This is a genomic window from Pseudomonas sp. B424, from assembly GCF_055408345.1.
The window spans coordinates 216,229-227,881 of record NZ_JBUZTL010000004.1; the positions used below are offsets into that span (position 1 = coordinate 216,229).

Below are 11,653 nucleotides of genomic sequence, written 5' to 3' on the forward strand. Positions count from 1 at the left end.
TTATTTTTTCCATGAAAGAAAGAAATTCTTATGGATACGCGCTATCTCAGAAGTCTGATCGCCGTGGTGGAGTGCGGGTCAATTGCCAAGGCAGCACGCTTGGAGAACTTGACGGCGGCAGCGGTCAGTCAGCGTATTGTGGCGCTCGAACGGCAGTTGGGGCTGGAGCTTCTGGTGCGGGTCGGGCATGTGGCCAAACCCAGTCTGGCCTGCATGGACTTGCTGCCAAGGGCGCGATGTATCGTCAATGAAGTGGCCCTTCTGGCAGGTGACGTCGACAACCAAGGCCTGACCGGCCCCTTGCGCATCGGCGCTATTTCAACGGTACTCACGGGGCTTCTGCCCCAGGCCTTGCGCAGCTTGACCCGCTCAACCCCCCAGCTAAAACCGGTAATCATTCCAGGTACGTCGCGTTCGCTGTATCAGGCGCTGGAGGCCAACGAGCTGGATGCCGCGATAGTGGTCGCGCCGCCGTTTGCGCTGACCAAAACCTTCGACGCCGTGTTGCTGCGCAAGGAGCCCTTAGTGTTTATCTCCAACGAGCAGTCTTCGCTGGGCATCGACGCACGCCTGCAAAGCTGTCCGTATATTCAATATGACCCCGATGCCTGGGGAGGCCGTCATGCCGTCCAGTACCTGCAAGACCAGGGCCTGACGCCCGCCGCCCTGCTGGATCTGGATGCATTGGAAACCATCGCCCTGCTGACCTCGGAAGGGCTGGGGGTCAGTCTGGTGCCTTGCTGGTCGGGGATTGAGCGCTGGATGGGCAGTTGTGAGGTGGAGCCCGTGGGTGATCAACGTTATGACCGGGAGATCGTGCTGATCAGCCATGCACAAGGGGCAAGGGGGCGAATGGTTGAGGCGTTGAAGCTGGCGCTGCAGGAGAAGACGCAGTAACCGGATCGGTGGGCGCCGGCTTGCTCGCGATGCAGGCGCCGCGGTCCGCGTCGACACTATCGCGAGCAAGCCCGCTCCCACAGGTACAGAGCCAGGCTCAGCCCTTGTGCATCTTGCTCATCAACTCGGCCTCGGCCTGGGTCAAACCGCAAGACTGGGTCAGTTCATCGACGCTGGCGCCCATGCTCACCAAACGCGCTGCCTGGTTGAATGACAGGCTGGTAGGGTCGCGCTGTTCGAGCTGGGTCAGCTTCTCGGGCAGCGGTGCCACCACGGCGCGCAACTCGTGCAGGTCTTCACCCATTTGCACATTGCCGTTCTGGTAAGTGTCCAGGCGCCGCGCCAGCTCCCTGAGGCGCCGGTCACGCTGTTCATCGCCCGCGGCCTGCTGCGCCGCCAGCACGCGCTGGCGGCGTATGTGGCTGACCAACAGCCACAGGGTCACGGCCCACAACAGGCCCAGAACGATTACCGCCACCTCAAGGATCAATCAGATGCTCTCCAGATCCGACCACTCTTCTTCGGTCATCATTTTGTCCAGTTCAACCAGAATCAGCAGCTCGCCGTTCTTGTTGCAGACGCCCTGGATAAACTTGGCTGACTCGTCATTGCCCACATTAGGCGCCGTTTCGATTTCCGACTGACGCAGGTAAACCACTTCGGCCACGCTGTCGACCAGAATCCCGACTACTTGCTTGTCCGCTTCGATGATGACGATGCGCGAATTGTCGGTGATTTCGGCACCGTACAAGCCAAAGCACTGGCGCGTGTCGATGACCGTCACCACGTTGCCGCGCAGGTTGATAATGCCCAGCACATAAGCCGGCGCACCCGGGACCGGGGCGATCTCGGTGTAACGCAGCACTTCCTGCACCTGCATCACGTTGATGCCGTAGGTCTCGTTGTCCAGCTTGAAGGTAACCCATTGCAGGATCGGATCTTCCAAACCCTGTGCCGCTGACTGTTTCATACCCCAAACCCCTGACTGAAATACTGCTGAATGCTGAAAACTGGCGGCTCACCCTTACAGGCGAACATCAACCACACGTGTTCTTATGCCTTGCCCTTGGCGATCAGTTCCGCCAGCTGCGCCACGTCCAGCAATGCACACATATGTTCGATCACTGTGCCTGCCAGCCACGGTCGCTGCCCACGCTGGGAGCGCCACTTGATTTCGTTCGGGTGCAGGCGCAACGAACGGCTGACCTGATGCACCGCCAGCCCCCATTCGTAACCCTGCACTGAAATGACGTATTGCAGGCCTTCGCGAAAATCATCGCGATAGCGCTCGGGCATCACCCAGCGCGCAGTGTCCAGCACGTTGAGCTTGCCGCCCTGGCTCGGCAGCATCCCGAGAAACCAGTCCGGCTGACCGAACAGCGGGATCAACTCGCGCCCGGCCAGTGAATAGATCGAACCCAGGCACACCAATGGCACCGCCAGGGTCAGCCCGGCCACGTCGAACAACAGGCATTCGAAAGGCTCGGCAGCCCACGCCGGGCGGCCATCATCCGGGATCGGCAGATGAGCCCCCGGCGCACTCGGCCGATGAACTTCCACCAGCGGATGGGCCAGCGCTTCTGCAGGCACACCCACTTGCGACAGCTCTACCGGCATCGCCAGGGGCGCCTCATCAGGGGCGGGCTGTTCCAGCTCGGGCGCTGCGGGCTCAGCCGATTCCAGCGCTTGCGTTGCATCGAACAGCAAGTCGTCGAGGTACGACTGCAACGCCACTTGCGATCGGTTGGAAAGTGCTACCGGCTGCGTCATAAAGTGCCCCACTCAACAGCCTCGCGACAGAGACCTGTAGACGTTATCGGCCACACGCGGCCGATACTTGAATACCCGCCCACCTCAAGCCACCTGCGGTGCAAGCTGACGGGTCAATACGTGCTTGAGCAGCGCGCGATAGGCGATAACCCCCCGGGTTTTGTCATCGAACTGCGAAGGTGTCTGGCCTGCACGGCTGGCATCGCGCAACCGGGTATCGACCGGGATAAACCCCTGCCACAGGGTGTCGGGATACACGTCGCGCAACACCCGCAAGGTGCTCATCGAAGCCTGGGTGCGACGGTCGAACAGGGTCGGCACGATGCAGAACGGCAACGCCTGCGCACGGGAGCGGTTGATCATGCGCAAAGTGTGAACCATGCGCTCCAGGCCCTTGAGCGCCAGATGCTCGGTTTGCACCGGAATGACCAGCTGCTGGCTGGCCGCCAATGCGTTGACCATCAGCACACCCAGAATCGGCGGGCTGTCGATGATCGCGTAGTCGTAGTCCTGCCACAGTTGCGCCAGGCTGCGCGCAATCACCAGGCCCAGGCCACTTTGCCCCGGTGCCTGACGCTCCAGGGTCGCCAGGGCGGTGGTCGCCGGCAGCAAGGCAATCTTTTCGTGGCTGGTGGGCAACAGCAATTGCGCAGCCAGACCTTCCGGCACCTGGCCCTGATGCAGAAACAGGTCGTAGACGCTGTGTTCCAGGCCATCGGGGTCATACCCGAAGTAACTGGTCATGGAGCCGTGCGGGTCGAGATCGACTATCACCACACGCTTGCCCGCCTCTGCCAGCAAACCGGCCAGAGCGATGGATGTGGTGGTCTTGCCGACCCCACCTTTTTGATTGGCTACTGCCCAGACTCTCATTCAGTTGTTCCTCCCGGCTGCATGCGTGCCGGCCGAGACTATAGGGTGGGTGACGGGGAATTGACGGCATCCCCACGAACCAGTGGCTGTGCCTGTGGCGGTGCAGTTTGTGTGCCAGCACGCCTGAGGGCGGCATCGGGTGTTGCGTTGGCGGTTCCCGTACCGGTCAGGCTGCGTCGCACCTCAAGGTTGCGCGACACCACCAGCACCACCCGACGATTGAGCGCGCGCCCCTCTGGCGTAGCGTTATTGGCCACCGGCTGAAACTCGCCGTAGCCCACCGACGCCATACGCCCGGGGTTAACGCCCTGCATCGCCAGCATGCGCACAATGCTCGCCGAACGCGCCGACGACAGCTCCCAGTTGGTCGGGTATTGCGCAGTACGAATAGGCAGATCGTCAGTAAAACCTTCGACATGGATCGGGTTGGCGAACGGCTTGAGGATCGCTGCCACCTTGTCGATGATGTTGAACGCCGCATTGCTCGGCATCGCGTCGCCGCTGCCGAACAACAGGCTGGAATTGAGTTCGATCTCCACCCACAGTTCATTGCCGCGCACTGTCAATTGCCTGGACGCGATCAAGTCGCCAAAGGCGTTGGTGATGTCATCGGCAATGGTTTTGAGCGGGTCATCGGGCACTTGCCCGAGGCCGGCATCGGTATGTTCACTGTCCTTGATCAACGGCTCGGCAGGCTGGATCGTCAGCGGGCGCTCTTCGCCGATGGGGATCGGTTTGATGCTGCGCTCGCTGTCATTGAACACTCCCACCAGCGCCTGGGAGATCACCTTGTACTTGCCTTCGTTGATCGATGAGATCGAGTACATGACCACGAAGAAGGCAAACAGCAAGGTGATGAAGTCTGCGTAGGACACCAGCCAACGTTCGTGATTGACGTGCTCATCCGCGGGACGACGGCGCCGGCTCATAATTAACCCGTAAAGCCCTGGAGCTTGAGTTCGATGGAGCGCGGATTTTCGCCTTCGGCAATCGACAGGATGCCTTCGAGCAACATCTCGCGGTACAGCGACTGGCGCATGGCAATCGCCTTGAGTTTGCTGGCTATGGGCAGCAACACCAGGTTGGCACTGGCCACCCCGTAAATGGTCGCCACAAATGCCACGGCAATGCCGTTGCCCAGTTGCGCCGGGTCGGCCAGGTTGCCCATCACATGGATCAGCCCCATGACCGCACCGATAATGCCGATGGTTGGCGCATAGCCGCCCATGCTTTCAAACACTTTGGCGGCTTCGATATCCCGGCTTTCCTGGGTCATGTAATCGACTTCCAGCACGCTGCGAATGGCCTGGGGTTCAACCCCGTCGACCAGCAATTGCAGGCCCTTGCGCGAATAGTTGTCGGGTTCGGTGTCGGCCACCCCTTCCAGGCCCAGCAAGCCTTCCTTGCGCGCCGTCAGGCTCCAGTTGACGACACGGTCAATGCCGCCCGCCATGTCGATACGCGGCGGGAACAGAATCCAGACCACGGTGTGCATCGCCCGCTTGAATGCGCTCATGGGCGACTGCAACAACGCAGCCCCCACGGTGCCGCCCAGCACGATCAACGCCGCCGGGCCATTGGCCAGGGCGCCCAGATGGCCGCCCTCCAGGTAGTTGCCGCCGATAATCGCGACAAACGCCATGATGATGCCAATCAGGCTGAGCACGTCCATCAGTGGCAGGCCTCCACAAGGTGTTTGCCGATCTCGTCAAGGCTGTACACCGCATCCGCCAGGTTGGCTTTGACGATGGCCATGGGCATGCCGTAAATCACGCAACTGGCTTCATCCTGCGCCCAGACCTGGCTGCCGCCCTGCTTGAGCAGTCGCGCGCCTTCACGGCCGTCTGCGCCCATGCCGGTCAGGACCACCGCCAAAACTTTGTCACCGAAGGACTTGGCAGCAGAACCGAAGGTGATGTCCACACACGGCTTGTAGTTCAAACGCTCATCACCCGGCAGGATGCGTACCGCACCACGGCCATCGATCATCATTTGCTTGCCGCCCGGGGCCAGCAAAGCCAGGCCGGGGCGCAGAATATCGCCGTCTTCGGCTTCCTTGACGCTGATCCGGCACAGCTTGTCCAGACGCTCGGCAAACGCCTTGGTGAACGCGGCGGGCATGTGCTGCACCAGCACGATCGGGGCCGGGAAGTTGCCCGGCAACTGGGTCAATACCCGCTGCAAGGCGACCGGGCCGCCGGTCGAGGTGCCGATGGCCACCAGCCTGTAAGCCTTGCGTTTGGGCGCGGCAGAAGCTGACGTCGGTGCAGGCGCACCACGACTGGCAATGGGCGTGGTGCGCGCCGGGGGCGGCGAGACGGGCGGAGCGGATGGCACAAAGCCGCCTAGCGCAGGCCGGGGGGCCGGGACCGGGGCAGACACCACAGGGGCCGGCGCGCTGTAGCTGGACAGGCGACGGTTACTGCGCGAAATGCTGTGAACCTTCTCACACAGCATTTGCTTGACCTTCTCGGGGTTGCGCGAGATGTCTTCAAAATTTTTCGGCAGGAAGTCCACCGCCCCGGCATCCAGCGCATCGAGGGTGACGCGGGCCCCTTCGTGGGTCAGGGAGGAAAACATCAGTACCGGGGTCGGGCAACGCTGCATGATATGACGCACGGCCGTGATGCCGTCCATCAACGGCATCTCGTAATCCATGGTGATCACGTCCGGCTTGAGTGCCAGGGCCTGATCGATTGCTTCCTTGCCATTGGTGGCCGTGCCGATCACTTTAATCGTCGGGTCGGCCGACAGAATTTCCGAGACGCGGCGGCGGAAAAAACCGGAATCATCCACCACCAGGACCTTGACTACCATAAACACTCCGTTAGGCGGTGCGGGGCGCAAACGCCCCGGCTCACCAGAATCAAATACGCCGTGATGCGTAATGCTTGAGCATGCTCGGAACGTCCAGAATCAAGGCAATACGGCCGTCACCGGTAATGGTGGCGCCCGACATGCCTGGCGTGCCCTGGAGCATTTTCCCCAACGGCTTGATCACCACTTCTTCCTGACCGACCAACTGATCGACCACAAAGCCGATGCGCTGGGTACCCACCGAAAGAATCACCACATGCCCTTCGCGCTGCTCTTCGTGGGCGGCTGATGCCACCAGCCAGCGTTTGAGGTAGAACAGGGGCAACGCCTTGTCGCGCACGATCACCACTTCCTGGCCGTCGACCACATTGGTGCGCGACAGGTCGAGGTGGAAAATTTCGTTGACGTTGACCAGCGGGAAGGCAAACGCCTGGTTGCCCAGCATCACCATCAGGGTCGGCATGATGGCCAGGGTCAGCGGCACCTTGATCACGATTTTCGAGCCCCGGCCCAGGGTCGACTCGATGCTCAGCGAGCCGTTGAGCTGGGCGATCTTGGTTTTCACCACGTCCATGCCCACGCCCCGGCCCGACACATCGCTGATCTCGGTCTTGGTCGAGAACCCCGGCGCAAAGATCAGGTTGTAGCAGTCGCTTTCGCTCAGGCGGTCGGCGGCGTCCTTGTCCATCAGGCCTTTTTTCACGGCCAGGGAGCGCAGAAAATTGGCGTCCATGCCTTTGCCGTCATCGGAGATCGACAGCAGGATATGGTCGCCCTCCTGCTCGGCGGACAAAATCACCCGGCCACAGCTCGGCTTGCCGGCAGCGGCGCGTTCTTCCGGGGTTTCGCACCCGTGGTCGACGGCGTTGCGCACCAAGTGCACCAGCGGATCGGCCAGGGCCTCGACAAGGTTTTTGTCCAGGTCGGTCTCTTCGCCTACCAGTTCCAGGCTGATTTCTTTTTTCAGTTGCCGCGCCAGGTCACGCACCAGCCGCGGGAAACGGCCGAACACTTTCTTGATCGGCTGCATCCGGGTCTTCATCACTGCGGTTTGCAGGTCGGCGGTGACCACGTCGAGGTTGGACAGCGCCTTGGCCATCTCTTCGTCGTGGCTATTGAGCCCCAGGCGCACCAGGCGGTTACGCACCAGCACCAGCTCGCCGACCATATTCATGATGTCGTCAAGCCGGGCGGTATCAACCCGCACGGTGGTCTCAGCCTCGGAGGCAGCCGGTTTTTCCGAAGGCCCGGAGCTTGTCCGGGCCGGGACCGCTCGCACCGCAGCCGGTTTGACCGGTGCCGGTGCAGCCGCTACCGCCGCGCTGTCGGCACTGAACTTGCCCTTGCCATGCAACTCATCGAGCAAGGCTTCAAATTCGTGGTCGCTGATCAGCCCGGGGTCGCCGGCAGGTTCAGCGGCCGAGGGCTGGGGCTCAACAGGCGCTGAAGCTTCCAGCGCGTCTGCGTTGAACGAGCCCTTGCCATGCAACTGATCAAGCAAGGCTTCGAATTCGTCATCGGTGATGTCATGGCTGGCCTCGGCCGGCGCGGCGGGCACCTCCTCGGGCACTGCGGCAACCACCGCAGCCTGCGCAGAAAACTGGCCCTTGCCGTGCAACTGGTCGAGCAGCAACTCGAACTCGGCGTCGCTGATTTCGTCGCTGGTCGTGGCTTGCGGGGGTGCCACCGGGTCAGGTTCGGCCGCAGCCGCCTTGACCGCATCGAGCGAGTCCAGCAACTGTTCGAACTCGCTGTCGGTGATATCGGTTACCGGGGCGGCCACCATCGGCGCAGGCGCAACGACCGCCTGGGCCGCGGCAGGCTCGGCCAGACGTGCCAGCGCCGCCAGCAGCTCCGGGGTTGCGGCCGTGATCGGGCAGCGTTCGCGCACTTCGCTGAACATGCCATTGACCGCATCCAGGGCCTCAAGCACCACGTCCATCAGCTCCGAGTCAACGCTGCGCTCACCCTTGCGCAGGATGTCGAAGACGTTTTCGGCGATGTGGCAGCACTCCACCAACTCATGGAGCTGCAGGAAGCCGGCGCCCCCTTTTACAGTGTGAAAACCGCGAAAAATTGCATTGAGCAGATCCGCATCATCCGGTCGGCTTTCCAGCTCGACCAGCTGTTCGGACAGCAGCTCTAGAATCTCGCCGGCTTCAACCAGGAAATCCTGAAGGATTTCTTCATCGGCGCCGAAGCTCATGTACGTGCTCCTTGAAATAGGGCTTCGACGCCAGGCAACAGCGCCCGCACGTCCGCGAAGTCCTAAAAACCTAAACTGGACAGCAAATCGTCAACATCATCCTGACCGGATACGACGTCATTACGTGTATCGGCATGAATCTGCGGACCTTCACCCCTGGCCTGGCTTTTTTGCGAATTATTTTCGGCGCGCATTGCATCACGGTCGTGTTCGATCCCTGCAAAGCGATCCACCTGACTGGCCATCAGCACCAGCTTGAGCAGATTGCTTTCAACTTCGGTCACCAATTGCGTTACCCGTTTGATCACCTGACCGGTGAGGTCCTGGTAATCCTGGGCCAGCAAGATGTCAGTGAGGTTGGCGGACACGATGTTGTTCTGCGTTTCGCTACGCGTCAAAAAACTGTCGACTCGACGCGCCAGCTCGCGAAACTCCTCGGCACCGACTTCGCGACGCATAAAGCGCCCCCAGTCCGTACTCAGAGCCCTGGCTTCCTGGCCCATTCCGTTGACCAGCGGCGTGCTGTGCTCCACCAGATCCATGGTGCGGTTGGCGGCGGCTTCCGTCAGTTTCACAACATAAGCCAAACGCTCGGTGGCATCCGTGATCTGCGACACTTCTTCGGCTTGCGGCATGCCCGGGTCAATATGAAAATTGACAATTGCACTGTGCAGTTCACGGGTCAGCTTGCCGACTTCGCGATACAGCCCGCGGTCCCGGGTCTGGTTGAGTTCGTGAATCAGCTGCACTGCATCGCCAAACTGGCCTCTTTCAAGGCTTTCGACCAATTCGTGAGCATGTTTTTTCAGGGTCGATTCAAAATCGCCCTGCGTAGTTTCTTGATGCTCCATAGCGCCCCCAAGGCAACCGATCAACCGATGCGATCAAAGATCTTTTCGATTTTGTCTTTGAGTGCGATAGCGGTGAACGGCTTGACCACATAACCGTTAACACCGGCCTGGGCCGCTTCGATAATCTGCTCGCGTTTGGCTTCGGCGGTCACCATCAACACCGGCAAGTGCTTGAGTTTTTCGTCGGCACGCACATGGCGCAACAGCTCGATACCGGTCATGCCCGGCATGTTCCAGTCGGTCACCAAAAAGTCGATATGCCCCAGATTGAGGATCGGCAGCGCCGTGATGCCGTCATCCGCCTCGACCGTGTTGGTGAAACCAAGGTCACGCAACAGGTTTTTAATGATCCGCCGCATCGTCGAGAAATCATCAACGATGAGGATTTTCATGTTCTTGTCCAATTCGACCTCCAAGCAGTCTTAAACGCGTCCTGTCTGGGGACGCGCCATTCAATCAATTCGTTTTCAAACACCGCCCAAATCGACTGTGGGAGCGGGCTTGCTCGCGATGCAGGCGGCGCGGTTTTTCTGATTCACCGTGTCGATCCCATCGCGAGCAAGCCCGCTCCCACAATAAGTGCACGTGTTCCCGTCAGTGCGCGCGCCACTGGCTCAGGCGTGCGCGCAATCGTGCGGCGCACTGGCTGTGCAGCTGGCTGACCCGGGACTCACTGACCCCCAGCACCTCACCGATTTCCTTGAGGTTCAGCTCCTCGTCGTAGTACAGCGCCAACACCAGTCGCTCACGCTCGGGCAGATGGGCAATCGCATCGGCCAGGGCGCACTGGAAGCGTTCGTCTTCCAGGTCCCGCGACGGTTCCGGGTGAGCACTTGCGCCATCTTCATGCAGCCCTTCGTGTTCGCCGTCCTGCAACAGATCGTCAAAACTGAACAGGCGGCTGCCCAGGGTGTCATTCAAAATGGCGTAATAATCATCAAGGCTTAACTGGAGTTCGGCCGCAACTTCATGATCTTTAGCGTCACAACCGGTTTTTGCTTCAATTACCCGAATTGCATCGCTGACCATGCGTGTATTGCGGTGAACCGAACGCGGGGCCCAGTCGCCCTTGCGCACCTCATCGAGCATCGCGCCACGGATACGAATGCCGGCATAGGTCTCGAAACTCGCCCCCTTGCTCGCGTCGTACTTGCCCGACACTTCGAGCAGACCAATCATCCCGGCCTGGATCAGGTCATCCACCTGCACGCTGGCCGGCAACCGCGCCAACAGGTGATACGCAATGCGTTTGACCAGGGGGGCATAGCGTTCGATCAGCTCGTACTGGCTGTCACGCGATGCCTTGCTGTACATGCGGTAGCCACTGGCGGTCATTAAAAGCGTCCCCCTGCTTGCTGCACCAGACGCTCGACAAAAAACTCCAGGTGCCCCCGGGGGTTTGCAGGTAGTGGCCAGGTGTCCACCTTCTGGGCAATGGCCTTGAATGCCAGCGAACATTTGGAGCGCGGGAACGCTTCGTAGACGGCGCGCTGCTTCTGTACGGCCTTGCGCACGCATTCGTCGTAGGGCACGGCGCCCACGTACTGCAGGGCCACGTCCAGAAAACGGTCGGTAACCTTGGTCAGCTTGGCGAACAGGTTGCGACCTTCCTGGGGGCTTTGGGCCATGTTGGCGAGTACGCGAAAACGGTTCATTCCGTAATCGCGGTTCAGCAGCTTGATCAACGCGTAGGCATCGGTGATGGAGGTCGGCTCATCGCACACCACCAGCAGCACTTCCTGGGCGGCGCGCACAAAGCTGACCACCGACTCGCCGATCCCGGCAGCGGTGTCGATCACCAGCACATCCAGGTTATCGCCCAGGTCGCTGAATGCCTGAATCAGGCCGGCATGCTGCGCCGGGCTCAGGTGCACCATGCTCTGGGTGCCCGAGGCCGCCGGCACGATACGAATCCCGCCGGGGCCCTGGAGCAATACGTCGCGCAGTTCGCAACGCCCCTCGACCACATCGGCCAGGGTGAATTTCGGGGTAAGGCCCAGCAGGACGTCGACGTTCGCCAATCCGAGGTCCGCGTCCATTAGCAGGACACGCCTGCCCAGCTCGGCCAATGCGATAGACAAGTTGACTGAAACGTTAGTTTTACCGACGCCACCCTTGCCGCCGGTCACTGCGATCACCTGTACGGGATGCATGCTGCCCATGATCTTTCTTTACCTTGTCTTACTTAGACGCGGCTACATACGTTGGCTGCGCGTTCCCCACCGGAACACAATCTTCA

General features: G+C 60.8%; 13 protein-coding genes. 1 reads left to right on the top strand and 12 read right to left on the bottom strand.

Annotated elements, in window-relative coordinates:
- Positions 1-30 precede the first annotated feature (30 nt).
- Entirely contained in the window at positions 31-897 is an 867-nt protein-coding gene (locus ACZRMS_RS07765; RefSeq protein ID WP_463994828.1) for a LysR family transcriptional regulator, read from the top strand.
- Positions 898-994: 97 nt separating this feature from the next.
- Here ACZRMS_RS07765 and ACZRMS_RS07770 read toward each other — a convergent pair whose 3' ends face one another.
- From ACZRMS_RS07770 to fleN, 12 genes are all read right to left on the bottom strand, one after another.
- Positions 995-1,387, bottom strand: a complete 393-nt coding sequence (locus tag ACZRMS_RS07770) for a DUF2802 domain-containing protein (protein ID WP_463994829.1) — start codon at positions 1,385-1,387, stop codon at positions 995-997.
- Positions 1,388-1,867 (bottom strand): chemotaxis protein CheW, encoded by a 480-nt coding sequence (locus tag ACZRMS_RS07775; protein ID WP_463994830.1) that lies wholly within the window; start codon positions 1,865-1,867, stop codon positions 1,388-1,390.
- Between the two features lie 83 nt (positions 1,868-1,950).
- Positions 1,951-2,667, bottom strand: coding sequence for a CheW domain-containing protein (locus ACZRMS_RS07780; RefSeq protein ID WP_463994831.1), 717 nt, complete (start codon positions 2,665-2,667; stop codon positions 1,951-1,953).
- An 84-nt stretch (positions 2,668-2,751) separates the two neighbouring features.
- Complete coding sequence (locus ACZRMS_RS07785) at positions 2,752-3,540, bottom strand: ParA family protein (protein ID WP_463947156.1); 789 nt, start codon at positions 3,538-3,540, stop codon at positions 2,752-2,754.
- Between the two features lie 38 nt (positions 3,541-3,578).
- The gene (motD, locus tag ACZRMS_RS07790; RefSeq protein WP_463994832.1) at positions 3,579-4,469 is read right to left on the bottom strand and encodes a flagellar motor protein MotD; all 891 of its coding nucleotides are present in this window, start codon (positions 4,467-4,469) and stop codon (positions 3,579-3,581) included.
- A 2-nt stretch (positions 4,470-4,471) separates the two neighbouring features.
- Positions 4,472-5,212 (bottom strand): flagellar motor protein, encoded by a 741-nt coding sequence (locus ACZRMS_RS07795; RefSeq protein ID WP_463994833.1) that lies wholly within the window; start codon positions 5,210-5,212, stop codon positions 4,472-4,474.
- On the bottom strand, positions 5,212-6,357 hold the full coding sequence (locus ACZRMS_RS07800; protein ID WP_463994834.1) for a protein-glutamate methylesterase/protein-glutamine glutaminase: 1,146 nt from the start codon (positions 6,355-6,357) through the stop codon (positions 5,212-5,214). Before ACZRMS_RS07800 ends, ACZRMS_RS07795 begins: the two co-directional genes overlap by 1 nt.
- A 49-nt stretch (positions 6,358-6,406) precedes the next feature.
- The gene (locus ACZRMS_RS07805; protein ID WP_463994835.1) at positions 6,407-8,563 is read right to left on the bottom strand and encodes a chemotaxis protein CheA; all 2,157 of its coding nucleotides are present in this window, start codon (positions 8,561-8,563) and stop codon (positions 6,407-6,409) included.
- A 62-nt stretch (positions 8,564-8,625) separates the two neighbouring features.
- On the bottom strand, positions 8,626-9,414 hold the full coding sequence (locus ACZRMS_RS07810) for a protein phosphatase CheZ (protein WP_463994836.1): 789 nt from the start codon (positions 9,412-9,414) through the stop codon (positions 8,626-8,628).
- 20 nt (positions 9,415-9,434) lie between these two features.
- A complete protein-coding gene (locus ACZRMS_RS07815; protein WP_019828845.1) occupies positions 9,435-9,806 on the bottom strand; it encodes a chemotaxis response regulator CheY in 372 nt (123 codons plus the stop codon).
- Positions 9,807-10,008: 202 nt separating this feature from the next.
- Positions 10,009-10,749 carry an RNA polymerase sigma factor FliA gene (gene fliA / locus ACZRMS_RS07820; RefSeq protein ID WP_463994837.1) on the bottom strand — a complete coding sequence of 247 codons (741 nt, stop codon included), beginning with the start codon at positions 10,747-10,749 and terminating at the stop codon, positions 10,009-10,011.
- A complete protein-coding gene (fleN, locus tag ACZRMS_RS07825) occupies positions 10,749-11,576 on the bottom strand; it encodes a flagellar synthesis regulator FleN (RefSeq protein ID WP_016781547.1) in 828 nt (275 codons plus the stop codon). Before fleN ends, fliA begins: the two co-directional genes overlap by 1 nt.
- Positions 11,577-11,653 lie beyond the last annotated feature (77 nt).